Origin of the sequence: Oceanomicrobium pacificus (assembly GCF_009833495.1) — a bacterium.
GTDB classification, from domain to species: Bacteria; Pseudomonadota; Alphaproteobacteria; order Rhodobacterales; family Rhodobacteraceae; genus Oceanomicrobium; species Oceanomicrobium pacificus.
Genome location: NZ_WUWG01000003.1, coordinates 93,763 through 118,762 on the forward strand (window position 1 = coordinate 93,763; position 25,000 = coordinate 118,762).

A 25,000-nucleotide genomic window follows, 5' to 3' on the forward strand; every position below is an offset into this window, starting at 1 on the left:
TGAAAGTCAATTTCACAAATGAAACATAGTCGCGCGGAAAGCGCATCCGGCAGGGGGTCGACCGCAGAGCGATCAGAAGAATCTGGACAGGCGCGCCCGACAGCGCCCATGGTCCGGAACCACCAATCACCGGCGCCCCGGTTCTCGGGACCAGCCGATATCCGACAGATCAGCGCCCGATCATGGGCGAGAAGACAAAGGACCAGACGTGCAGAGACTGACCGGAAAAACCGTCCTCGCCACCGCATCGGCGCAGGGCATCGGGCGTGCCACCGTGGAGCGCATGGCCGCCGAGGGCGCACGGGTGATCGCGACCGACATCAATGTCGCGCCCCTCGATGGCGTGGCTGGGCTCGATGTGCGGGCCCTCGACGTGACGGACCGCAGCGCGATTGAGGCACTGGTCGCGGATATCGGTCCGGTCGATATCCTGTTCAATTGCGCCGGCGTCGTCCATGCCGGCAGCGTGCTGGAGGCAAGCGAAGCCGATCTGGATTTCGCCTTCGCGCTCAACGTGAAGGCCATGTTCGACATGATCCGCGCGGTCCTGCCCGGCATGCTCGACCGCGGCGCGGGTTCGATCGTGAATGTCGCCTCCGTTGCAGGCTCTATCACCGGCGTGCCCAACCGCTGTGTCTACGGCACGACAAAGGCGGCCGTGATCGGGCTGACCAAATCGGTCGCCGCGGACTATGTGAAACAGGGCATCCGCTGCAATGCGATCTGCCCGGGCACGGTCGAAAGCCCGTCGCTCCAGCAACGGCTGCGCGACACGGGCGACTATGAAAAGGCCCGCGCCGAGTTCAACGCCCGCCAGCCGATGGGCCGGATCGGCCGGCCGGAGGAAATCGCCGCACTAGCCTGTTATCTGGCCAGCGACGAAGCTGGCTTTACCACGGGTCAAGCACATGCCATTGACGGCGGGTGGTCGACCTGAACTTTCGGAGAAAGACGTGAAATTTGTGAGATATGGCGCGCGCGGCGCCGAAAAGCCGGGCATTCTGGACAGCGACGGCAAGATCCGCGACCTGTCGGGCATCGTGGGGGATATCGCGGGCGAGGTTCTGACCGACCTCGGGCGGTTCGAGGATCTCGATATCGGCACGCTGCCGGTGGTCGAAGGCGACGTGCGGCTCGGCGCTTGCGTGGGCGGGACCGGCAAGTTCATGTGCATCGGCCTCAACTATGCCGACCATGCGGAAGAGAGCGGCCTTGCCGTGCCCTCCGAGCCGGTGCTCTTCATGAAGGCCACAAGCGCGATCTGCGGCCCCAACGACCCGATCATCATACCGCGCGGCTCCGAGAAGACCGACTGGGAAGTGGAGCTCGGTGTCGTCATCGGCAAGCCCGCGAAATACGTGTCCGAGGAAAATGCGCTCGACCATGTGGCGGGCTATTGCACGATCAATGACGTGTCGGAACGCGCCTACCAGATCGAGCATGAGGGCCAGTGGACCAAGGGCAAGAGCTGCGACAATTTCGGCCAGACCGGCCCGTGGCTGGTAACGCCGGACGAGGTGGGCGACCCGCAGAACCTCTCCATGTGGCTCGACGTGAACGGCGAGCGCGTGCAGGACGGATCGTCGAGCACGATGGTCTATGGCGTGGCGCATCTGGTCAGCTATCTGAGCCGCTTTTTCACGCTGGAGCCGGGCGACATCATCTCCACCGGTACGCCGCCGGGCGTGGGGCTGGGCTTCAACCCGCCGCGCTTCCTGAAGGCCGGCGACACGGTCGAGCTTGGAATCGAGAAGCTCGGCAGCCAGAAGCAGGTCTGTGTCGCGGACAGCTGAGCCGTTTCAAAGCCTGAGAAGACAACACGCCCCGGCCATGCGGTCGGGGCGTTTTGCGTGGCGGCTGTGGCCTCAGCCCTGCCGGTGCATCGAAAGGATCTTGGCCGCGGCGCAGGCCGCGCCGAACCCGTTGTCGATATTGACGACCGTCAGCCCCGGCGAACAGCTTGCAAGCGCCGCATCGAGCGCCGTGCGCCCCTGCGCCGATACGCCGTAACCCACAGAGCTTGGCACAGCGATGACAGGGCAGGCGACGAGCCCCGGCAGGACGGAAAAAAGTGCCCCTTCCATGCCCGCCACGGCGATCAGGATCCGGTGGCGGCGGATCTCGTCCAGTGCCGCCCCGAGCCGCCAGAGCCCGGCCACGCCGCGGTCGGCATGGATCGTGGCACCATGGCCGAGGAACCGTGCCGTGGCCTCTGCCTCCCGTGCGACGGCCATGTCGGAACTGCCCGCGGTGACGATCCCGATGGGCACCGTGCCGCTGGCCGGTGCGGGGCAGGGGCCGAGGATGGCGGTGCGGCCGACCCGGTCCTGCATCAGGTCATCGGCCGCGATTGCCTCGGCCTGCGCGTCCGTGACGCGTGTCAGCAGAAGCGGTTCGCCGCGCGCCCGGTGGGCATCGATGATCGCCTGCAGCTGCGCGATGGATTTCGGCTCGGCGAGCACGGCTTCGGGCAGGCCGGTGCGGGTCCTGCGGGACCAGTCGAAAACCGTCTCCTCGGTCATGTCGGCACCCCGGACCGGTCCGCCCCATGCAGAAAAGCGCTGCCGCGCCGGTAGGGCGTGATGCCGGCGAAATCGCGTCCGGCCTCCGCGCAGCGGCGGGCGGCCAACGCACGGTCCGCCGCGCTCAAAGGCTTGGAGCTTTCGATCCGGACACCGGCTCTGGTGATGCGGCAGCGCAGGTCGGCTCCGGGATGGGCGGCCCGCAGGGCGGTTTCCATCGCATCGACAAAGGCGAGGTCACCAGCGTGGATCGGCAGGCCGGTCTCAATCCGGCTCGACAGGCAGGGCTGGGCTGGCAGGTCCGACAGGTCGCCCAGCCCGAGCCGCCGCGCCAGCGCGCGGATGTCGCGCTTGGTCAGCCCCGCTTCGGCCAGCGGGTGGAGCACGCCGCGGGCGCGCGCGGCCTCGAGCCCGGGCCGGAAGTCGCCCAGATCATCGAGATTGGTGCCCGAGGCCACCGGACCGTCGCACTGTTTGCGGATCGTGTCGTACAGGTTCGACTTGCAGAAGAAACAGCGGTTGACCGGATTGGCGAGATAGTCCGGGTCGGCAAATTCGCCTGCGTCGCGGCAGGTGAGGGCCCAGCCTTCCGTCGCCGCCAGTGCCCGCACCCGTGCGGTTGCATCGGGCGGCACGGCGGGGCTGAGCGCATGAAGCACAGACAGGCGCGGCTGGCGGCGGCCGGCAAATGTGGCCAGCGTCAGGCTGTCGGTCCCGCCGCTCACGGCAATGGTCAGGCCGGGCAGGGCGTCGATGATGCGGCCGAGCCGTTCCTGCGCCGCCGACAGGGGTGTGTCCGGAGCCGCGCTGTCAGTCATCACCGACCTCCGGCAGCTCTTGAACCGCGAGCCGTTCCGCGCGGCCCGCCGCCTGCCTGCGGCTAGCAAGGTCCGGAAGCGCGGCCAGATCGTCGCTCTCCACCTTTGCCGTCGGCCCGCTGGCGCGGTCGGTGCATTTGACGCGCATCCCGTCCGACAGGCTTTGCGTTCGGGGCAATATGTGGCGGGCAATTTGGGTTTCGCGCAGCCCCAGCGTGCTGGTCTCGGCAAAGATCCTGTCGCGGAGCGCGGCGGCGGAGGGCGGGTGGCAGAGCAGCCGGAGCGCGAAAGCCGGGCGGCCCTTCTTGCCGATCCCGGGCAGGAGCGTCGCGTCCACGCATCCGGGCAGCTGCCGCAGGCGGTCGAGTGCCACCGACAGTTCCTCGGGCGTCATGTCGTCGATCTCGCAGGCGAACTGGACGAGCGGTTCGCGCGTCGCGCCCGTCGCTTGGGCGGCGGTCTCGATCGCGGTCGCCCGCAGGATGTTGGCGATCCCCTCAAGGTCGCGCTGCCCGGCGCCGGTTCCGGTCGCGCCGATCCGCCCGGACACGCGCGCCTGTTGCGGGGCGCCGTCACTTGTGCAGAGCGTGGCGAGGATGGCCGCGCCGGTCGGCGTCACCCGTTCGCCGCCGATCCCGTCCTCGATCGTGTCGAACCCGCGCAGAAGATGCACCGTCGCCGGTGCGGGCACGGGAACGGGGCCGTGGGCGGTGCGCACGCGGCCCGACCCGAGCGCCAGCGGTGCCACGCTCCAGCCGGATGCGTCGGCGCGGTGGCTGAGCGAGGCCGCGGCGACAATGTCGGCCAGCGAATCCCAGTCCGCGATTTCATGGAAATGCACATCATCGACGCGCACGCCATGTGCGGCGGCTTCGGCCTCTGCCAGGCGCGCAAAAATGGCGATCGCGCGGTCGCGCACGTCCCGTTCAAGCGCACTGGCCTTGAGCAACGCGCGGATATCGCGCCAATGGCGGGTTGGCGGTGCGCTCTCGGCCTGCGCGAACCGGACCTGCAGCGCGGCAAATCCCGCCTTACGGACCGTTTCACGCTGCAGGGTCACATGCCCCGCAATGCCCGCGGCCGCCAGATCCGCCCGCAGCGGTTCCTCCAGTTCGGGAATCGCATCCAGCATCGCGGCGGCAAACATGTCGCCCGCGATTCCGCCAAGCGGATCGAGGTGGATGTGCCGGCTCATGCCGCGGCCGGCGCTGCGGCGCGCGGCACGACATATGGCCCTTCGGGAATGATCGCGACATGCGGGTCGCCGTGGCGCGCGGCGGCTTCGGCAATGGCGGCGGTCAGGTCATGCGCCCGTTCCACGCCCGTAACCCTGAAGTCGGCATCCGAGAGGTGCGGCGCGTAGAGTTGGATCTGCCCGCGCCGCATCGGTTTGAGCTGCATTTCCGTCTGCCACTCGTCCACATCGGCGAACTGTTTGGGGCGCAGCGTCTCCAGAAACGCCTCCGGCCCGAGCGCCACGAGCCGTTCCTGTGCCGCGCGGAAATGGTCCGATCCGATCCCTTCCCCGCAATGGGATGCGATGATGAGCGTGCCGCCCGGTTCCAGAATGTCGAGCGGTGTGACCATGCCTTTCACGGTCTGGTAATAGGTTTGGTCGAGCGGATAGCCCGCTGCAGAGGTGACGACCGTATGGAAGCGCCGCCCGATCCCGATCTCGGTATAGCCGCGCACGAAATCGACAGCCGCGAGGTGGCTTTCGATGATCTCCCCGAAGCTCGCGAAGACAAGGTTTCGTTTGTCGTCGATCACCGTGTTCAGTGCATAGACATCGCCCAGCATTCGCACGATCTCCAACTGCTCCTCATGCAGGGGATTGGCGTCGAGATTGCATTCGCGGGCTGCCGGGTCCTCCATGAACCGGGCGGAATGGAAGGTGCGGATCGTCTCGTGATGGGCCACGCCCGGTGCGACCACCTTGCGGCCGCCCGAATAGCCCGCCATGAAATGCGGCTCGACGAGGCCGGTTGCGATCTTCAGTTCCGCCTCGACGAAGCGGCGGTCGATGCCGACCGGCACGCCGCGGCCGCTGGTGGTGCCAAGCTGGACATGATCCGCGTCGCGCAGTGCGAAATGGTTTTCCACGGCCACCGTTTCGAGCACCCACGGATCACCGACCAGTTCGGCCAGTTCCGCCCCCTCGTTCGGGCGGTGCAGTCCGGTGGCGACGAGCACCGTGATCGCGGTCGCGGGAATGCCTGCGGTCATCAGGGTCTCGATCATCGGGCGCAGGAACAGGTGGTTTGGCACCGGACGGGTGATGTCGCAGATGAGGATGCAGGCCGAGCCCTTTCCGCGTGCCAGATCAGCGAGCGGAGCGCTGCCGATGGGCCGAGCCAGCGCGCTGGCGATCTGGTCCTTGGGGGCGGCAGCGGGCGGGAAGGGCGGCTTTTCGATCAGGTGCGGCTCGATTCCGTCCGGCAGGTCGAACTGCAACCCCTCGCGCCCGTATAGCAGATCAATTTTCATCGTCGGCCTCCACCAGAATGGCGCGGAAATCATTGACATTCGTATGGGTCGGGCCGGTGTCGACCAGCGCGTCCCGCGCCGCAAAGAAGGAATAGGCATCATGCCCTGCCAGATGCTTCAAGGCCAGTCGCCGGTCCGCTCTGGCGCTGTGCCTGTCCGTCCAGATGGCCCCTGCATTCTGTTCCGACCCGTCGCGCCCGTCCGTGTCGCAGGCAATGGCCGAGAGGCCCGGCCGCCCCCACGCGGCCACGGCAAAGCTGAGCAGGAACTCGCTGCAGCGCCCGCCCTTGCCCGGCGTGCCGGTCACGGTGACGGTCGTCTCCCCGCCCGAGATCAGCACCGCAGGCGGCGCGACCGGCTGGCCGTGGCGGCGGATCTGGTCGGCGATGCCGGCCATGACAATGCCGACATCGCGGGCCTCGCCCTCGATCGCATCGCCAAGGATCACAGGCGTGACGCCAGCGCGTCTGGCGACCGCCGCGGCGGCCTCCAACGCAGGCTGGGGGGCGGCAATGACGCGGGTTTCCACCCGTTCGAAAAGCGGGTCGTCGGGCTTCGGGGTCACGCCGTCGGGCCCGGTCAGCACCTTGCGGACGTGATCGGGCAGATCGAGCCCGAACCGGTCGGCAATGTCGAGCGCATCCTCGCCCGTGGTCGGGTCCGGGACGGTCGGACCGGAGGCGATGATGGCCGGATCGTCGCCGGGCACATCGCTGATCGTCAGGGCGAGAACGCGCGCAGGTGCTGCCGCCGCGGCCAGCCGACCGCCCTTGATGGCCGACAGATGCTTGCGGATGATGTTCATGTCCCCGATTGCCGCACCCGAGGCGAGAAGCTGTGCATTGACCGCCTGCTTGTCGGCGAGCGTCAGCCCCGGTGCGGGTGCCGCCATCAGCGCCGATCCGCCGCCCGAAATGAGGCACAGCGCCAGATCGCCGTCGCCAAGCGGCGCGAGCAGGTCGAGGATGCGATGGGCGGCGGCCTCTCCGGCCGCGTCGGGCACCGGGTGTCGGGCCTCGACAATCTCGATGCCCTTGGTCGGGAGCGCCCCGCCATAGGGCACGATGACAAGCCCCTCGCACGGGCCCCATGCGGCCTCCACCGCTTGCGCCATGCGGGCTGATGCCTTGCCGGCGCCGACCACGACGACCCGGCCTTCGGGGCGCGGCGGCAGATGCGCGGGCACCGCGTCCATCGGGTCGGCGGCGGCGAGCGCGGCCGCGAACATTTCGGTCAACAGGGCTTCGGCATCCATCGGTCGGTCCCTTCGGATCATGGCAAGCGCGTTGCTTGCCTTATGCCTGATTGTCAGGCAATCTGTCAAACATGAGCGACAATGAGCCAAAGCCCCGTATTTTCGAGCCTGTGGCGCAGATCCCGCGCTACCGGCTGGTGGCGCAGCAGATCGCGGACCGGATTCTGGACGGCGCGTTGCGGCCGGGCGACCGGCTGCCGCCCGAACGCGAACTGGTGGAGACGCTCGGCGTCTCCCGCGCGACGCTGCGCGAGGCGCTGATCGCGCTGGAGATCGCGGGCTTTGTCGCGAACCGGTTCGGCGCGGGCATGTCCGTCGCGGACCATCCGCCTGCCGCCAACACGCTCAAGGCGCTCACCGGGCCGGGCCCGTTCGAGTTGCTCGAGGCGCGGCTCATCATCGAGGGCGAGGTTGCGGCGCTTGCGGCGCCGCAGATCGGCCCGAAAGCGCTGGACCGGCTGCGACACCTGACAGACGAGATGGAAGGCGAGGCCGAGACCGAATTCTGGGGCGACAATGCGGATGAGCGGTTCCATCTGGTGATCGCAGAAGCCGCGGGCAATCAGGCGCTCGAAATGGTGGTGCGGGACTTCTGGCGCCAACGGCTCCGGCAGCCCATGTGGGTGCGGATGCACGGTCGCGTCAATGTCGGCACCATGAAGGCGCAACTCGTTGCCGAACATCGTGCGATCATCGCGGCCCTCGCCGACTCGGATGCCGATGCGGCCCGGCGGGCCATGCAGGCGCATATCGCGCAGTTTGCACGACTTCTTCTCGATGCGTGGAGCGCGCTCGACGCGGCGGACCGGGCCGATGCCTCGCCGCCCGGCGACCGGCTGCGGGCCGCGCTCGGCCGCGCGGACGCCTGACGCTCAGAGGTCGATTTCCACGATCCCGCCCGGGTCCTCTGACCGGGACTGGCAGAGGATGATCCGCCTGGCGCGCTGGGCGCGCGACAGCACGAAATCGCGGTGGTCCACCGCGCCGCCCACCAGCCCGCACTGGCAGACGCCACAGATGCCGTCGGAGCATTTCTCATCCACATGGATGCCGGCGGCCGCGAGCGCCTCGGTGGCGCGCTGGCCCTCGGCCACAGGCACGTCGCGCCCGGACCGCGAGAGCCGCAGCGTGAACGGATGGTCCGGCCGGTCTGGCAGGTCCGGCACCGCGAAATATTCGAAATGGCGCGCCTCTTCGGGGAGGCCCGCATCCTCGGCGGCCGCAAGCACGCCTTGAATGTAGCGGTCGGGACCGCAGACATAGACATGGGTGCCTTCAGCGGCGCCTGTGAACAGACCGGTCAGGTCGGCGCGGCTGCCTTCGTCGCTCACATGGAGCGTCACATTGTCCGCCCAGGCGAATCCGGCCAGATCGTCGAGATAGCCTGCGGCCGCGCGGGACGGCACGGAATAGTGCAGCCGGAACGGCCGCCCCGCCGCGTGCAGGCTGTGGGCCATGGCGATCATCGGCGTGATGCCGATGCCGCCGGCCATCAGCAGGCTGTGCTGCGCGTCCGGGTCCAGTTCGAAATGGTTGATCGGGCGGGACACGAAGATTTTGCGTCCTTCAGTGAATATCCGGTGCAGGAGGGCGGATCCGCCGCGCCCCTCATCTTCGCGCAAAACGCCGATCTCGTAGCGGCTCCGGTCGGCCGGATCGCCCGACATCGAATATTGGCGCAGATATTCCGGCGCCACGACAATGTCGAGATGCGCGCCAGCCGTCCAGTCCGGCAGGTCGCCGCCGTCAAGCGCCCGCAATTCATAGGCCGTGATCCGGTCGGTCATGGCCCGCGCACGGGTGATCTCCACCCGCACCACCGGCGCCGTGGCCGGATCATGGTCGGGGCGGCGGTGCATGTGGCGCGTGTCGCCGGCCGCGCTCCGCGCCTGATACTCCTCCGCCGTGACCATGGCCTGATAGGCCTCGATTCCGGCCTCGCGGTCCATCGGGAACGGATAGGGCCAGGGATGGGGCGCCAGATCGGCCGGATAGACGGCCAGCGTCTGGTCCTCATATTTCAGGTCGAGCTCGCGCTGCAGGTCGCGGCGGTTGAGCGGGTGGGTCGACGGGACGTAAGCGCCGGTTTCGTCCAACTCGATATCCCACCACCATTTCTTCACGTCGTTGAGGCCGCCGCGGCCGAGCCGGTCGTCGAGCCGTGCCAGCAGGGGCGCCGCGGCGGGCATGTTCATCGCGGCCCAGCGGAACGGTGCCTCGGCAAAAAGCCCTTCGAGGTTCCACGGGCAGGTCTTCATGCAGCGACCGCACATCGCCCCGCCCTTGGTGGTGATCCGGTAGGTCGCGCATTTCTGGCTGTCCGACTTCCAGATCTCGTAGCCGTTGAACATCAGTTTCGGGCCGGCGGTGATCGCCCCCGACGGGCATTCGCGGGCGCATTTGTTGCAGGATTCGCAGAAGCGCTGCAGGCCGAAGTCGATGGGCTTGTCGTGCGACACGGGCAGCGACATGGTCACCACGCCCGATTTCAGCCGCGGACCGAGGAACGGGTTGAGGATCACCTCTCCGATGCGGCTGACCTCGCCCAGTCCGGCGAGCAGCAGGAGCGGCGGCTGGATCACCTCGCCATCCATCACCGTATGGGCACGGGCGGGAAAGCCGAGATTGCGGACCTGTCGCGCCATCACGCCGCCCAGAAGCGAGAAGCGCAGATAGGCGCGCATCGACTGGGCGACGGAAATCCAGTCGTCGCCGCTCGCCCCTTCCATCGTGTCGAACCCCTGATCGACGATCATGGACAGCGCCTGATCGTGCGGCGGCACGATCTCCGCGCCGGTCGCGTCATGCGAATACCATGTCCAGTCCGGGCATCGGCTGAGGCCCACGGCGTCTAGGCCGAGGAAATAGCTCGCACCCTTCAGGTTTTCCGCGTTGCGGACGGAATCGTCCGTGCCGGGCAGGGGGGCCTGTGCGACCGGCCCGTCCTGAAGGAGCACAAAGGCGCCGAGCGCGCGGCGCTGGGCCGAGGAGGGCGCGGTCTTGCGTGCATAATGCCCGCCCTTGGCCGCCGCCTGCACCGCAGGGCCGAGTTCCCCGAACTGGGCGCGGGCGAACATGTCGGCGCGTTTGGGCACACGCGGCACATTCGGTTCGTCGATATAGGTGGTGGGGCTGTCGCGGCGGGTGAGCGTCTCGAACGGGTGCGGCCCGTCCATATAGCGCCGTGCGCGGTAGGGGTCGCGGTTGGCCCGGTTGCGGGTGCCATCGCGGCCGAGCATCCAGTCCAGCCCGCGCAACAGGCTCGCAGGCTGGTCGGTCATGGGCGCGAGCGGGCGGTCATGGGCGAGCGGCATGTCGGTCGTCACCACCGCCAGCCCGTAGCGCTGGCCGAGCCACGGGATCTCCGGCGCACCGCCATCTGCGGCCGGCACGGCCAGACCAGCAGCTATGGCCAGACGGCCCAGATACACCTCGTTCGTGGTGCCGCTCTGGGCGCGCGCATCATAGCCGAGCAGGCGGATGTAGCTGGCGATCACCGTGGCGTTTTCGGCCGACCGGAGGCAGGCGCGTTCGGCCTGTGCATCCTGAATCCAGTCGGCACCCGGCTCGCCCGGTTCGGGGTCGCGGCCGTAGGCGGTGACGATGACGATGGCCGTATGATGGTGGTCCACCGGCCCCGGCGGATGGGCGATGCTGTCCTTCAGGTCGGCCATGATCACATCGATGCCCGAGGCCAGCGTCTTGGTCTGGCGGTGGCGCAGATCGTCTGCCAGACGGTCGATGGCGGGATTACGCAGCGGGTCCGGCTTGCGCGCGGCGTCCCCGACCGGCCCGATCCCGACCATGTCTGCATCATTGAATGTGGCGAAGGCTTTTAGATGGTCCGCGCGGACCGTCAGGTCGTCCGGAATGGTGGCGCGTGCAGGGTTGGTGATCCCGTCCCGGATCACGTCGAGCATCGCCTGGAAATCCGCCATCGCATTGGTCAGGCAGGCCGGATCGCCGGGCCGCTCGAACCGCATCGGAGCATCTACGGGAACGGCGTCCAGCGGCCATGGATCATCGCGGCGGACGAGTTTTTCCAGCGGATAGGGACCGAGATGTACGGGGCGGTGACGGGCGGAGAAGAACTTCATGGCCCTGATAGATCGTGGGGTAGGGGATGAAGGCAAGCCTTTTCTCCGCGCCTCGCGCCCATGGTCGCCGCAGGCCGGGTTCCCTGCGCGCGCTTTTGCACTTTGACTGGCCGCGTCTCCTGCCGTAGATCAGCGGGTGACCGAGGGGAAAGTCCCGCGCGTCAACTGGTCCGATGCCGCGGATGCGGGACATCCGGCCCATCGGGCAGATCCGGCGCAGGGCCGGATGGAGACAAGGAAAGACACGATGAAACTTCGCTCGCAGCAGTGGTTCGACAATCCCGACAATCCGGGCATGACGGCGCTCTATCTGGAACGCTACCTCAATTACGGGATCACGCGCGAGGAACTGCAATCCGGCAAGCCGATCATCGGCATTGCCCAGACCGGATCGGACCTGTCGCCCTGCAACCGGCACCATGTGGAACTGGCAAAGCGGGTGCGCGACGGGATCGTGGCGGCAGGCGGCATCTGCATGGAATTTCCGGTCCATCCGATCCAGGAAACCGGCAAACGGCCGACCGCGGCGCTCGACCGGAACCTGGCCTATCTGGGCCTTGTCGAGGCGCTCTACGGCTACCCGCTCGACGGGGTCGTGCTGACAATCGGTTGCGACAAGACCACGCCCGCGCTCCTGATGGCGGCGGCGACCGTCAACATCCCGGCCATCGCGCTGTCGGTCGGACCGATGCTGAACGGCTGGTATCGTGGCGAGCGGGCCGGGTCGGGCACCGCGATCTGGGACGCGCGCCAGAAGCTCGCGGCCGAGGAAATCAACTACGAGGAATTCATCGACATCGCGGCGGCCTCGGCCCCGTCGGTCGGGTATTGCAACACGATGGGCACCGCGACGACGATGAACTCGCTGGCCGAAGCGCTCGGCATGCAGCTGCCGGGCAGCGCGGCAATCCCCGCCCCCTACCGCGAACGCGGCCAGATTTCCTACGAGACCGGCCGTCGGATCGTGGAAATGGTGCACGAGGACCTGAAACCGTCCGACATCATGACGCGCGCGGCTTTCGAGAACGCGATTGTGGCCAACAGCGCCATCGGCGGGTCGACCAATGCGCCCATTCATCTCAACGGCGTGGCGCGGCATCTGGATGTGGAACTGACGAATGACGATTGGCAGCGGCTCGGCCACGAGATCCCGCTGCTCGTCGACCTGCAGCCCGCGGGCCGGTTCCTGGGCGAGGATTTCCACCGCGCCGGCGGCGTGCCGGGCGTTTTTGCCGAACTGATCGGTGCCGGCAAGCTGCCGAACCCCGATGCGCTCACCGTCACCGGCAAGAGCGTGGCCGAAAACTATGCGGATGCGGAAGTGACCGACCGGGAGGTGATCCGCAGCTTCGACGCGCCGCTGGTGGAGAAGGCCGGGTTCATCAACCTCAAGGGCAACCTGTTTGACAGTGCGATCATGAAGACCTCCGTCATTTCGCCGGAATTCCGTGACCGCTACCTTTCGAACCCAGACGATCCCGATGCGTTCGAGGGCCGGGCCATCGTGTTCGACGGGCCGGAGGACTATCACGACCGGATCGACGATCCGGCGCTGGAGATCGACGAACATTGCATCCTTGTGGTGCGCGGGACCGGCCCGATCGGCTATCCCGGCGGCGCGGAAGTGGTGAACATGCAGCCGCCGGCGGCGCTCATCAAGCGCGGGGTCCATTCGATGCCCTGCATTGGCGACGGGCGACAGTCGGGCACATCTGGCTCGCCCTCGATCCTGAATGCCTCGCCCGAAGCGGCGGCCATGGGTGGGCTGGCGCTCCTGAAGACCGGCGACCGGGTGCGGGTCGATCTGCGCGTCGGCAGCGCCAACATCCTGATCGATAATGCGGAACTGGCCGAACGCCGCGCGGCGCTCGAAGCGGCGGGCGGGTTCGCATTCCCCGAGCACCAGACGCCGTGGCAGGAAATCCAGCGGTCCATGGTCGACCAGTTCGACAAGGGCATGGTCCTGAAACCGGCCGTGAAATACCAGCGTATCGCCCAGACCAAGGGCCTGCCGCGCGACAATCACTGACGCGCCCCGCGATCCCGATACGGAAACGGCGCCTGCGCGGCGCCGTTTTCATGTCCGTTTGTCGCGCGGTCTGACCTGATAATAATCCCGGTACCAGTCGACGAAACGGCCGACACCGGTCCGGATGTCGGTCGCCGGACGTTTGCCGGTCAGATGTTCCAGAAGTCGTGTGTCGGCCCATGTGGCTTTCACGTCGCCGGCCTGCATCTCCATAAAATTCTTCTTCGCCTCCATCCCGAGCGCGTCCTCGATCGCCTCGATGAAGACCATCAACCGCACCGGATCGGCATTGCCGATATTGACGACCCGCCAGGGCGCGACGGGGCTGAGACTGTCGAATTCCGGCACCTCTCCGCGCTCCTCGGTGCCGGGTGGCACCGCGTCGATCAAGCCGCGAATTCCGTCCGTCAAATCGTCGACATAGGTGAAGTCCCGCATCATGTCGCCATGGTTGTAGACGTCGATGGGCCGGCCTTCGAGCGTGTTGCGGGTGAATTTGAAGAGCGCCATGTCCGGCCGCCCCCACGGCCCGTAGACCGTGAAGAACCGGAACATGGTCACCGGCAGGTGGTAGAGATGGGCATAGGAATGCGCCATTGCCTCGTTGGCCTTCTTGGTCGCCGCATAGAAGGACATCTGGCTGTCGGCCTTGTCGCGCTCGGTATAGGGCATCGCCTCGTTCGCGCCGTAAACGGAGGAGGTCGAGGCCAGAAGCATATGTTTCGGCGGATGGGCACGGGCAGCCTCCAGCAGCTCGTATGTGCCGATCAGGTTGGCCTCCAGATAGGAGCGCGGTGCCTCGATCGAATAGCGCACGCCCGCCTGCGCGGCGAGGTGGATGACAACATCCGGCTTTTCCGCCGCCATCAGGTCGATCAGGCACCCCGGTTCTTCCACCCGCGCATGCACCGAGCGGTATCCCGGCTGTTGAAGGAGCTGCTGCTCGCGCCGTTCCTTCAGCCGTACGTCATAATAGTCGGTCATCGCATCCTGTCCGATGACCCGCCACCCCTCCCGCAGGAGCTTTTGGCTGATGTTTGCGCCGATGAACCCGGCAGCGCCGGTGACCAGAGCCGTTGGCATGGCGTGTCCTTCCCTCTTGGCGGCGTGAGGATCAGGTTCTCAAGAAGCTGATTTCAATAAATTTCAATGCATAGCGTGTCGAGTATCATCCAGATACTCAATTTTCGTCAGTGGTTTCCAGTCCGATCGTGGTGAGGATGGTCCGGTTTACGGCGTGGACATCGTAGACGTTTTCGGCGCGCGCCCGCCCGGCCGCGCCGTGCGCCGCCGCCAATTCAGAGTCATCGAGATAGCGTGCCATGGCCGCCGCAAGGGCTTCCGCGTCGCCCTGCGGCACCACAAACCCGGTCTGACCCTCGACCACCGTGGTCCCGCACCCCGGTGCATCGGTTGTGATGACCGCGCGGCCCGTCGCCATGGCTTCGAGGATCGTGCGCGGAACGCCCTCGCGCAGCATGGTGGGCAACACGAAAACGGATGCATCTCGCAGATAGGGGCGCACGTCGCGTGTCTCCCCCAGATGCGAAAAAAGCTCCTCGCTCGTCCAGCGGTCCATCTCGTCCACCGTTACAGCGTCAGGATTGCTGTCGAACGGGCCGAGAAGCCGGATGTCGGGGGTGCGGCCTTGCGCCTTCAACAGCCGCGCCGCATCCGCGAGCACCGCTACACCCTTCGATTTCAGGAGCCGCGCCACCATCAGGAAACGCGGCGGCCCGTCGGGCACGGGGCATTGGGCGAACCGCTCCGTGTCGATGCCCGACCCTGCAACGCGCACCAGCGGCACATGGTCCGGCACCAGACGGTAGGCGCGGATATCCTCATCCTCACTCGGATTGTAGGTAAACGCCGCCTCCACGTTCCGCAGCCCGATCCGGTGGAGCCGGATTGTGACCGCGCGGATCATGGCCCGCCGCCCGGTCGGGTACGGATCAATGAATGCATAGCCCAGACCTGTGAAAAGCGCGAAGGCTCGGCCGATGCCGGTCAGACGCGACGCCATGCAGCCGTAGACAATGGGTTTCATCGTATAGGGCAGGACGACATCGGGCCGTTCGCGCCGCAGCAGGCCCATCAGGTCGCGCAGCGTGGCAAGGTCGGCCACCGGATTGGTGCCCGTCCGGTTCATCCGCACATGGGCGTGACGGATGCCGTTTTCTTCCAGAATGAGCGCCGTGCGCGCATCGATATCCGGCGCGACGGCGACCACCTCATGCCCCTGCGCCACCATCCGCTTGAGCAGTTGCAGGCGGAAATTCACCAAAGACCAGCCGAACCCGGCGATCACGGCGACTTTCTGGGGCTTGGGGGTCATGGGCGGGTCCGCTCGGGCAACAGGTCAAAGGGATGGGTGCCCGGTTCCGGGCAGATTGGGTGCAGTCTAGCAGGGAGGTCCGCCCGCGTCGCGCCCTGCCGGGGGACGCGGCGCGGACGGCGCAGGCAAAGGCTCAGGCGGCGGCGGTCTGCGACCGTCCGCCAGGGCATTCGGGCGCGTAACCCGGCACGAGGTCCGACAGGATCGCGATGACGCCCGCGGCATCTCCGTCGCGCGCCGTGGCTTCCAGATCCGCCATGGCCGACTGGAGCTTCGACAGCGGCACGCCGGCCGGCGCGGCCGCCCGGACACCCTCGATGGAGCTTTCGCGCACGGTTTCCGCGCTGTCGAACAGTTCCTCGAAGAGCTTCTCGCCCTGACGGATGCCGACAATCTCGATGTCGATATCCTTGCCCGGGCGCAGACCGGCAAGCCGGATCATCCGCTGGGCCACGTCCATGATCCGCACCGGTTCACCCATATCGAGGACGAAGATCTCACCCTTGCCTATCTGGTCCTGCAGCCCGTGGGCCGAGGCCAGTAGCGTCAGTTCCACCGCCTCGCGGATGGTCATGAAGAACCGCTCCATCCTTGGGTCGGTCACGGTGAGCGGGCCGCCCATCATGATCTGGCGCTGGAAGAGCGGGATGAGAGACCCCGACGAGCCGAGCACATTGCCGAAGCGCACGGTCATGAAGCGCGTGCCGCCGCACATCGGCTCGGACGATCGGTCGAGCGCCTGACCGTAAAACTCCGCCACACGCTTCGTGGCCCCCATCACATTCGTGGTGTTCACCGCCTTGTCCGTAGAGACCTGAACCATCGCAAGCGCCTGATGGCGGCAAGCGGCGTCAGCCACGTTGCGCGCGCCGATCGCATTGGTCAGAACGCCCTCGCACGGGTTTGCTTCGACCATTGGCACATGTTTGAGCGCCGCCGCGTTGAACACAAGTTCGGGGCGGTGCGCATCGAAGATCCGCATGATCCGCTCGCGGTCGCGAATGTCGCAGATCTCGGCAAAGACCGGCACTGCGGCGTAGGATTGCCGCAGGTCCATATCGACCGCATAGAGGTTGTATTCGCAATTCTCGACCAGCACGATTTCCGCCGGTGCGAGCGACGCGATCTGGCGCGACAATTCCTTGCCGATGGAGCCGCCTGCGCCCGTCACCAGCACCCGGCGACCCTGCACCATCCGGCGCAGGCTGCCGCGGTTGATCTGCTTTTGCGGGCGCGGCAGCACGTCCATCACGTCGACCTCGCGCACGGTTGTGCCGTTCGGATCGTCCGTCACATCCTGCAATTCGCCGAGGCCCGGCAGCTTGGCGACCTTGATCGCCTTGCGATCGGCCCAGTCGAGAAGCTTCTGAAACTCGTCGGATTCATACTGGGTGACAGGCTGGGTCAGGACAAGCTTGCGTGGCCGGATGCCTTCGGCCTCCATCCGCGCAAGTGCGGTGTCGATATCGCGGATCGATCCCAAGATCGGCACGTCATGGAAGAAGAGCCCTTGCGTTTCGCGGTTGTCGTCGAGAATGCCGACCGGTGCATGCGTGGCATTGCGGTCGCGCAGGACCGCGCGCAGGAAGAGGTCACAGGATGCGCCCGTGCCCACAAGCAGGGTCGGGATGCCGGCGCGTGCCGGGGTCTGTTCCGCCGGGCGGACGAAGAAGAACTCGCCACGGCGCGCCGCGACCCGCAGGCCGCCGAAAATCGGCACAGCAATGAAGAACTGGACGACAAAGACCGTTGCCCAGACGCCCGGACTGCCGCTCAGCGCGATCCACAGCAGCCCCGCGATGAGGCAGGTCGCAAACGCGCCTTTCACGATCGATGCAATGTCGCGCAACGAGACGGAGGCCAGATGCCGCCGGTAGAGCCCGAAGACGGGAAGCGCCGCCGCAGTGCTGGCGAGCGTGATCGCGACAAGCGCTGCCGCAACGCTCCAATTGGTCCAGCCGACCTGCAACAGCATGGCCAGCAAAACGGCACCAGCGGACCCGACCAGATCGGCCACGAAGAGCCGGCGGTTGGACCGGATTTCCTTTGTCGAGCGTTCGACACAATTCTGAATGAGAGCCGGCACGCGCAATGCGCTCCGGCCAGGGTGAAATACCCCTTGGGTCGCGGCCATCGTAAACCCCACAATCGCTACACCACTAGGCCCGAAAAAACACTCGGACCGCGAAATAGTTACAGTCGATAGGCCTGGACACTGCGCACGGCGGCGCATGCCAACATATAATCTTTTTTTTGGATAAACGGCGGGCCGAGCACATGGCCTCGATCCGTTTGCCCCCACGTCTCAAACGATAGTCAAAGGCATCTAAAATTGAAACCAATTTCTACCTTACGGCGCGGTCGCTGACGCAGCTGTGAACTGTGCAGTTGCAGCAGATTTGGAATTTTCAAATGAATTCAGCGGATTGAGCGCTAGGCTGGGCGCCAGAACCGTGCCGCGATTTGCACTGATTTTGTGCAGTTGCGCACATGTGTCCAGAGGCTGTGCAGCGATCAACCGTGATCCGGTGAAACCCGCCGTCAGCGCGCGAGCGCCTGATTCCCGATCTCTTTGAGCGCGGTCCCCAGTGCGCCCAGTTCATCCGGACAAAAGCTCGGATCGACAAGGAAGGCGAGCGACGTTTCGCCCAGTTCCCGCGCGACCGGCAGGGGCGCCATCGCGCCGCACGTCGCGGCAAAGACCTTTTCGCGGTAGATCTCGGAACAGCTGCCGGAGAAGGCGCGGAAACCGTTTTCGGTCAGGCTTGAGATGATCCGGTCGCGGGTCCATCCCTTTGCCAGACGGTCCGGCCGGACAAAGGCATAGGCGCGGTACCAGCCATGGGTGAGCGCCGGACCGGGCTTCGGGCAGCGAAAGAGCGGATGATCACCCAAAGCATCGAACAGCGCGGCGGCATTTGCGGCCCGCGCGGCCTGCCAGTCGTCGAGTTTCTGCAATTGCCGACGTCCGATCGCCGCGGACAGACCCGTCATCCGGTAATTGGTGCCGGGATGGTCGTGCAGCCAGCGAAAACCCGGCGGGTGGTCGCGCCTGTGGACCTCGGCATGGTCCTTGCCGTGATCCTTGAAGCTCCATGCCTGTCGCCAGAGGTCCGGATCATCGGTGACGAGCATCCCGCCCTCGCCACCGGTCGACATGATCTTGTCCTGACAGAAGGAGAATGAGCCAAAGGTCCCGAAGGTCCCGACCGGGCGCGAGCCGATGCGTGCGCCATGCGCCTGTGCGCAATCCTCGACCACCCAGAGCCCGTGCGCCGCGGCCAGTTCCATGATCCCCGGCATGTCGCAGGGCCAACCGGCGAGATGGACCGGGATGATGCCGCGGGTGCGCGGTGTGATCGCGGCCTCGATGCTCGCGGGCGTGATGTTCTGGCTGTCGGGATCGACCTCGGCGAAGACCGGCGTTGCTCCGAAGAGGAGAACGCAGGAAGCGGAGGCCACGAAGCTGCGCGGTGTGACGATCACTTCGTCACCCGGTTGCAACCCGAGGCATTGGAGCGCGAGGTTCAGCGTCAGACTGCCATTGGCCAGCGCGATGGCGTGGCGCGCGCCGGTATAGGCGGCAAACTCGGCCTCGAAAGCCGACACGTCCGGCCCGGTCCAGGCATTAACCTTGCCGGATTCCAGAAGGGCGGTGACAGCGGCGATCTCATCCGCCGCATAGTGGGGCCATTGTCCCATCAGTGCCTCATGCGACATGGCGGACGAGGACGAACCCCTCCGCCGCCTGTTTGTGGACGGTTGCGCCGCGCAGGGTGGCGAGCGCGCGGAGCGCCTCGACCGACCGTTCATGCGGCGCGGGTTTCACCTGGCTCTCGAAAGCGGCGAACGCGCCGAGTTTCCGGTCGAGCGTATCCGACACGTCCACAAAGACATTGGGCACGAAGGCCGGCGTCAGATAGGGCGCGTTCCAGTTCGTCTCCGACAGGGTCTCATAGGCCAGCAGCGTCGCCGGATAGTCCGCCTGATGCGGCCGGCTCGCGACGAGCGTCGACAGGAAGACAAGCTGGTGGTCGAGATGGATGTCGCCCGGATGTGGCGCGAAGATCAGGTCGGGCCCGAGATCGGCAACAAGGCCGCCGATTGCGCCGTTGACGGCCCCGTGCGGATGCTCGCCCAGCGCCGCCGCCGGCAGGTCGAGCCAGTGCGTCCGCGTCACGCCGAGCACGGCATGGGCGGCGGCGGCCTCCGCCCGGACACTGGCAACCATGTCGTCGGAGAATTGCGGCGGTTGGCCCCGGGTGGCCACGCAGACATGCACCTCCCGCCCGGCATCGGCGAGCCGTGCCATGGTGCCGCCAACGCCCAAAACCTCGTCATCGGGATGTGGTGCGATCACGAGCACCGGTCCGGTGCCGGACAGGATATCCATCAATTCGCCTCCTTCGCGCGGCCAAGTATGGCGTGGATGCGCGGCGGTGGTCCCGCCAGCGCGCGCTCTGTCGCCAGGATGCAATTCCCGTCGCCGCACATGATGGTCCAGCCCTGCGGGTCCATCGCCGCAATCTGGCCGGCCTGCGCGATATGCCGCCCCGGCGCGGGGTCGGGTGCGCTGTCCAGAATGGTCAGTCGCGATCCGTCCGGCAGCGTCGTGAAAGCGCCGGGATAGGGCGGGCCGACCGCGCGGATGAAACGGTCGATGGTGGCCGCGGGCTGGTGCCAGTCGATGCGCCCGTCCTCGGCCGTTCGTTTGGCGCAGACGGTGGCTTGCGCGTCATCCTGCGGGATGCGCGGTGCGTCCCCTGCGGCAATCCGGTCAAGCAGCGGCGGGAGCATATCTGCCAGAACCTCCAGTTGCCGGTCATAGAGATCGCGCACCCGGATTCGGTCCGGATCGATGCGGAAGGTTGCCTGTGCGGCTATGTCGCCCGTATCCGCACCATCGGCCAGCCAGAAGAGCGAGGCGCCGGTCTCTTCGGTGCCGGTCAGGATGGTCCAGGGCAACACGGCGCGCCCCCGCAGTTTCGGCAGGACCGACGGGTGATAGCCGATGCTGCCGAGCCGCGCCGCATCGCGGAAATCGGGTCCGCAGAGCTGGGACCAGCCGATCACGAGCGTCAGGTCCGGCGCGGCAGCGCGCAGGGCCGCGAGCGTATCGGGGCTGTTGGAGGCGGCGGCTTCGAATAGGGGCACGCCATGCGCGGCAGCCAGCGGGCGCAAGTCGACGAAATCCGAATGGCGATGCGCGAGCGACAGGGGCAGGGTGATCAGAAGGGCGGGCGCATGGCCGGCATCGACCATCGCGTGGAAGGCCGTTTCCGTGCTGTGGACCGCGCCTACAAGCACCACCCTCATGTGGCGCAGACCCGTTTTGCGCCGCCTTGACCAGCGGTGGATTGGCGGGCCAATTCGGCGCGGGCGACGGTTGCGGCCGCAATCCGGTCCTCCCGCCGGCGTTCGCCGAAGATGAGCACCGCCACCGTTTCCAGTATGATCCGCAGATCGAGCAGGAAGGACCGGTTGGCGACATACCAGAGGTCAAGTTGGAGCTTTTCGCTATTGCTGAGGAACGTGTTGCCGCTGACTTGTGCCCAGCCGGTCATGCCGGGACGCACCGCGCATCGATAGACCCCGTCGGCGCCGAATTCCGCGATCGTCTCGGGCAGGAGCGGGCGCGGACCGACCAGCGCCATATGGCCGAAGAGGATGGCGAAGATCTGGGGCAGCTCGTCGAGCCGGGAACGACGCAGGAGGTTCGATGCCGCGGTCACGCGGTCCGCATCCGGCAACAAAGCCCCGTCCACGTCGCGTGCGTCCGACATGGTGCGGAATTTCCGGATCTTGAACGGGCGCGCCGCGCGGCCGGCGCGGGTCTGGGCGAAGAGCAAGGGGCGTCCGAGCGACACGAACACATAGGCCGCTGTCACCAGCATCGGTATGGCAAGGACGATCACCCCCACCAGAACGATCAGCAATTCGACGAATCGCGGCACGAAGCCTCCCCTTGGCGAACCAACACGAAAACGGAATACTCACACACGTTCAGGGCAGGTTAAGTAGCGCATCGGACGCCCCACGGGTCAAGTAGCAAGCCGGGTTTGATGAAAAAATGAACATTTGCACATGGCAGGGCGGGTTTCCTTTTGACCGGACACGGCGAGCGGTTAGCCTCGGGCCTGTGTGTAACGAGTGTCGGGATTGTGCCCCGCAATGAAACTGCTTCACGTCATCACAGGGACGAATGTGGGCGGCGCCGAGATTATGCTCGCGCGGTACCTGTCCGCCTTGGGCGATGGCCGCGCGGCGCATCGCGTGATCGGACTGCTGCCCGACGGGCCGGTCGCTGGCCAGATCAGGGGCGCGGGCGTGGAGCTTTCCTCTGTCGGCATGGGGCAGGGGCGGCCCAATCCGGCCGCACTCCTGCGGCTGCGCCGGATGATCGACGATGCCGCGCCTGATGTGATCCACGGCTGGATGTATCACGGCAATCTGGCCGCGCGGCTGGCGACGATGGGACGGCGCAAGCGGCCGGCGCTGGTTTGGGGCATGCATCACTCCCTGCAGGATCTGGCGAACGAGAAAGCCAGCACGCGCGCAGTGGTGCGGCTGTCGGCGCGGCTCTCGGGGCAGGTCGATGCCATCACATATTGTTCTGCCGTTTCCCAGGCGCAGCATGAAGCGGTCGGATTTCTGCCCGACCGCGCGCATCTGGTGCCCAATGCGATCGACACAAACGCGTTTCGCCCCGATCCGGAGGCCAAGGCGCGGCTTGCGGGAATAGGCGGATTTCCCGCGGAACGTGTCGTCATCGGCAATGTGGCGCGGGCGCACCCGATGAAGGACCATGGGCGGATGATGGAGGCTGTGGCCGATCTTGCCGCGATCGGGCACGACGTTCAAGCCGTCATCGTCGGCGCGGGGCACAAAGACGGCGCGGCGCGGGAGGTGGCGCGCAGGCGCGGTGCCGAGGACCGGTTAACGTGTCTGGAGGCGCGCGACGACATTGCGCGGCTGGTTCCGGGCTTCGACATCTACCTGTCCGCGTCAGGCTGGGGGGAGGCATTCCCGCTGTCGGTGGGCGAGGCCATGGCCGCCGGCGTGCCCGTCGTCTCGACCGATGTGGGCGATTGCCGATTGCTCGTCGGACCAGGCGGGCAGATCGTCCCCTCCGGCAATACCGTGGTGCAGGTTGCGGCCCTTGTGGATATGATCGCTGCCGGGGATGACCGGCGCCGCGCGATCGGTGCTGCGGGGCGGGCACATGTTGCCCAGAATTTCGGACTGTCGCGCTACCTCGATAGTCACCAGAACATCTACAAGGATGCGCTATCGCGACGGAGTTCATCCTAAACGGGTTTATTTTTTTCGGATTTCGGGCTAATGGATTCAGGGAATATTACGGGAATTCTGAAGAATAGTGGCGACGTTTCAGGGTGGGGCCCAGAAACGGACCCCGATCCGGTGGCGTTTTTGGGGTGTGACCCGGATGACAGAGTTGCGGCGACCATGCCGGCCCGTGTGTTGTGGGATGGGGCGCTGAACAAGTGAACAGAAGCAATGGATCTTTCGACCTGGGGCCGGGCAGCCGGCCGACCTATGCTGCGCAGCCGGGCAGTTTCGAGGAGCGCCCGCAGGAGCGCGTCAGCTTCCACGATATCTGGGCAATCCTGCGCCGCAATCTGGGGATGATCCTGCTCATCCTCGCCGTGGGCATGACCGCCGGCGCGTTCGTGACGCTCAATCTCGACAAGACCTACCGGGCGCAATCGACCATTGTCCTGAAAGTCAGCGACGCCCGCGTCACCCAGACCGACGCGGAGATCGAGGCCGTGGAGCTGACCCGCGCGTCGGTGGAAACGGAAATCGACGTTCTGCGCTCGCGCGAGTTTGCCGGCCGTGTGGCGAGCGTGCTCGACCTCTATACGGACCCCGCTTTCAATCCGCTCGCGCGCCCTGGGATGACCGAGGCCGATGTGACCGCCGCGGAGCGCGAGACCGTGATCTCCAAATTGCTGACGACCTATTCCGTCTACCGGTCCGGCGACAGTCTGGCGCTCGACATACTGGTGGAATATGGCGAGCCGGTCATGACCGCCCGGATCGCCAATACGGTGGCCAGCGAGTACATCTCCAATTCGCTCGACCTGAAGATGTTCGACGTGGAGCAGTCGATCAACTTCCTGCGCAACCGGACGAAAACGCTGGCCGATGTGCTGGCGCTGAACGAGGCGCGCGTCGCAGGCTTCATCCGCGAAAACAATCTGGATGATACGGCAGCGGCGGACGGGCTGCGTGCGCAACTGGAGCGGGTGACGGCCCTTTACGATCTGGCTGTGGCCGGCCAGACGGCGGGGCAGGACCCCGAGGTCCTGCGCGCCCAGATCACGGAACTGGAACGCCAACTGCGCAGCCGGACGCAAGCCGAACTGGAACTGCTGAAACTAGAGCGGGCGCTGGAAACGGACCGCAACCGCTACCAGACAGCGGTGGAGAAGCTAAGCGAGATCGAAGCGCAGGCCGATATCCTGTCGGCAGGTGCGCGGCAGGTCTCGTTCGCGGAGGTGCCGCAGAAGCCGGCCGCGCCCAATGTACGCACGGCGCTGGCATTCATCTTTGTCGGCCTGCTCGGCCTGTCTTTCGTGGCGGTGCTCCTGCGCGAGGGCCTGGACCGGCGCATCTGGACGGAGGTGCATTCGGGCCGCGTCACCGGCGTGCCGAACCTTGCCTATGTGCCGCGCGTCGGGCGCGGCGGACGTCGCGGGCCGGTGCCGCACCAGTTCCTCGTCGACAATCCGCGCTCGGCTTTCAGTGAATCGCTTCGCTCGCTCTTCACACTTTGCATGAACCTCGGCACGCGGGACCGCAGCCAGGTCATCATGATCACCTCCGGTCTGCCCAATGAGGGCAAGTCCACGATTGCGGTGTCGCTCGGCGTCTCGGCGGCGGCCGACCATCCCAAGGTGCTGCTGATCGACCTCGACGTGCACCGGTCGGGCGTGTCCAACCTCCTCAAGGTGGGCCTGTCGGACGTGTCTATCGGAGAGGTCATGCAGGACCCTGAACTGCTTGCGGAAAACATCAGCCCGGTCGAGGAACTGCCCGGTCTGTTTCTGCTGAACTTCCGCAAGGACTCGGAGATTTCGGGCCAGTTGATGACCGGCCAGAAGGCCGCGCGGTCGATCCGCTGGATGCGGGAAAATTTCGATGTGATCATTTTCGATACGCCGCCGGTCCTGATCGTCGATGATGCGAGCCGGCTGGCGCCCATCACCGACGAGGCGCTCTTGATCGCACGCTGGGGCGTGACGACGGAGGAGGTTCTGCGCGACACGGCGGAGCGGCTCAAGCGCAACGGTGTGCAACTGACCGGCACGGTCATCAACGATGTCGATATCCGGCGTCAGAAACGCTACGGCTACGGGGGCTATGCCAGCTACTATGCCTATGGCGGCGACTATTACTGACCGGTTTGGCCCTGTCCGTCGGGCATGCGCCC

General features: G+C 66.4%; 19 protein-coding genes. 6 read left to right on the forward strand and 13 right to left on the reverse strand.

The window, feature by feature from the left end; genetic code table 11:
• Positions 1–217: 217 nt before the first annotated feature.
• Positions 218–937 (forward strand): SDR family oxidoreductase, encoded by a 720-nt coding sequence (locus GSH16_RS07000; protein WP_205524064.1) that lies wholly within the window; start codon positions 218–220, stop codon positions 935–937.
• Positions 938–953: 16 nt separating this feature from the next.
• Positions 954–1,793, forward strand: a complete 840-nt coding sequence (locus GSH16_RS07005; protein ID WP_160853452.1) for a fumarylacetoacetate hydrolase family protein — start codon at positions 954–956, stop codon at positions 1,791–1,793.
• Between the two features lie 72 nt (positions 1,794–1,865).
• Here the strand turns inward: GSH16_RS07005 and larB are convergent, their stop codons facing one another.
• From larB to GSH16_RS07030, 5 genes are read right to left on the reverse strand one after another with little or no spacing between them, the layout of a single operon-like run.
• Positions 1,866–2,522 (reverse strand): nickel pincer cofactor biosynthesis protein LarB, encoded by a 657-nt coding sequence (gene larB, locus GSH16_RS07010; protein ID WP_160853454.1) that lies wholly within the window; start codon positions 2,520–2,522, stop codon positions 1,866–1,868.
• Entirely contained in the window at positions 2,519–3,340 is an 822-nt protein-coding gene (locus tag GSH16_RS07015; protein ID WP_160853456.1) for an adenine nucleotide alpha-hydrolase family protein, read from the reverse strand. The genes larB and GSH16_RS07015 overlap by 4 nt, the downstream gene beginning before the upstream one ends.
• Positions 3,333–4,535: a nickel pincer cofactor biosynthesis protein LarC gene (gene larC, locus GSH16_RS07020; RefSeq protein WP_160853458.1), complete on the reverse strand. Its 1,203-nt coding sequence runs from the start codon at positions 4,533–4,535 to the stop codon at positions 3,333–3,335. Before larC ends, GSH16_RS07015 begins: the two co-directional genes overlap by 8 nt.
• Positions 4,532–5,827, reverse strand: a complete 1,296-nt coding sequence (locus GSH16_RS07025) for a nickel-dependent lactate racemase family protein (protein ID WP_160853460.1) — start codon at positions 5,825–5,827, stop codon at positions 4,532–4,534. The genes larC and GSH16_RS07025 overlap by 4 nt, the downstream gene beginning before the upstream one ends.
• A complete protein-coding gene (locus tag GSH16_RS07030) occupies positions 5,817–7,082 on the reverse strand; it encodes a glycerate kinase type-2 family protein (protein ID WP_160853462.1) in 1,266 nt (421 codons plus the stop codon). Before GSH16_RS07030 ends, GSH16_RS07025 begins: the two co-directional genes overlap by 11 nt.
• A 71-nt stretch (positions 7,083–7,153) precedes the next feature.
• Here GSH16_RS07030 and GSH16_RS07035 point away from each other — a divergent pair, with 71 nt between their 5' ends.
• Complete coding sequence (locus tag GSH16_RS07035; RefSeq protein WP_160853464.1) at positions 7,154–7,951, forward strand: FadR/GntR family transcriptional regulator; 798 nt, start codon at positions 7,154–7,156, stop codon at positions 7,949–7,951.
• Between the two features lie 3 nt (positions 7,952–7,954).
• Here GSH16_RS07035 and GSH16_RS07040 read toward each other — a convergent pair whose 3' ends face one another.
• Positions 7,955–11,179 (reverse strand): 4Fe-4S double cluster binding domain-containing protein, encoded by a 3,225-nt coding sequence (locus GSH16_RS07040; RefSeq protein WP_160853466.1) that lies wholly within the window; start codon positions 11,177–11,179, stop codon positions 7,955–7,957.
• Positions 11,180–11,426: 247 nt separating this feature from the next.
• Between GSH16_RS07040 and GSH16_RS07045 the strand changes: the two genes are divergently transcribed.
• On the forward strand, positions 11,427–13,208 hold the full coding sequence (locus GSH16_RS07045; RefSeq protein ID WP_235913066.1) for an IlvD/Edd family dehydratase: 1,782 nt from the start codon (positions 11,427–11,429) through the stop codon (positions 13,206–13,208).
• Positions 13,209–13,256: 48 nt separating this feature from the next.
• Here the strand turns inward: GSH16_RS07045 and GSH16_RS07050 are convergent, their stop codons facing one another.
• From GSH16_RS07050 to GSH16_RS07080, 7 genes are all read right to left on the reverse strand, one after another.
• Complete coding sequence (locus GSH16_RS07050) at positions 13,257–14,291, reverse strand: NAD-dependent epimerase/dehydratase family protein (RefSeq protein WP_160853468.1); 1,035 nt, start codon at positions 14,289–14,291, stop codon at positions 13,257–13,259.
• Between the two features lie 97 nt (positions 14,292–14,388).
• Entirely contained in the window at positions 14,389–15,543 is a 1,155-nt protein-coding gene (locus GSH16_RS07055; protein ID WP_160853470.1) for a glycosyltransferase family 4 protein, read from the reverse strand.
• Positions 15,544–15,676: 133 nt separating this feature from the next.
• Positions 15,677–17,629, reverse strand: coding sequence for a polysaccharide biosynthesis protein (locus GSH16_RS16075; RefSeq protein WP_160853472.1), 1,953 nt, complete (start codon positions 17,627–17,629; stop codon positions 15,677–15,679).
• Positions 17,630–18,084: 455 nt separating this feature from the next.
• Positions 18,085–19,245, reverse strand: a complete 1,161-nt coding sequence (locus tag GSH16_RS07065; RefSeq protein ID WP_160853474.1) for a DegT/DnrJ/EryC1/StrS family aminotransferase — start codon at positions 19,243–19,245, stop codon at positions 18,085–18,087.
• A 7-nt stretch (positions 19,246–19,252) separates the two neighbouring features.
• The gene (locus GSH16_RS07070; protein ID WP_160853476.1) at positions 19,253–19,936 is read right to left on the reverse strand and encodes a PIG-L deacetylase family protein; all 684 of its coding nucleotides are present in this window, start codon (positions 19,934–19,936) and stop codon (positions 19,253–19,255) included.
• Positions 19,936–20,859 carry a methionyl-tRNA formyltransferase gene (locus GSH16_RS07075; RefSeq protein ID WP_160853478.1) on the reverse strand — a complete coding sequence of 308 codons (924 nt, stop codon included), beginning with the start codon at positions 20,857–20,859 and terminating at the stop codon, positions 19,936–19,938. Before GSH16_RS07075 ends, GSH16_RS07070 begins: the two co-directional genes overlap by 1 nt.
• On the reverse strand, positions 20,856–21,497 hold the full coding sequence (locus GSH16_RS07080; protein WP_160853480.1) for a sugar transferase: 642 nt from the start codon (positions 21,495–21,497) through the stop codon (positions 20,856–20,858). The genes GSH16_RS07075 and GSH16_RS07080 overlap by 4 nt, the downstream gene beginning before the upstream one ends.
• 217 nt (positions 21,498–21,714) lie before the next feature.
• Between GSH16_RS07080 and GSH16_RS07085 the strand changes: the two genes are divergently transcribed.
• Complete coding sequence (locus tag GSH16_RS07085) at positions 21,715–22,854, forward strand: glycosyltransferase (protein ID WP_160853482.1); 1,140 nt, start codon at positions 21,715–21,717, stop codon at positions 22,852–22,854.
• 194 nt (positions 22,855–23,048) lie between these two features.
• Positions 23,049–24,968 carry a GumC family protein gene (locus GSH16_RS07090; protein ID WP_160853484.1) on the forward strand — a complete coding sequence of 640 codons (1,920 nt, stop codon included), beginning with the start codon at positions 23,049–23,051 and terminating at the stop codon, positions 24,966–24,968.
• Positions 24,969–25,000: the final 32 nt, after the last annotated feature.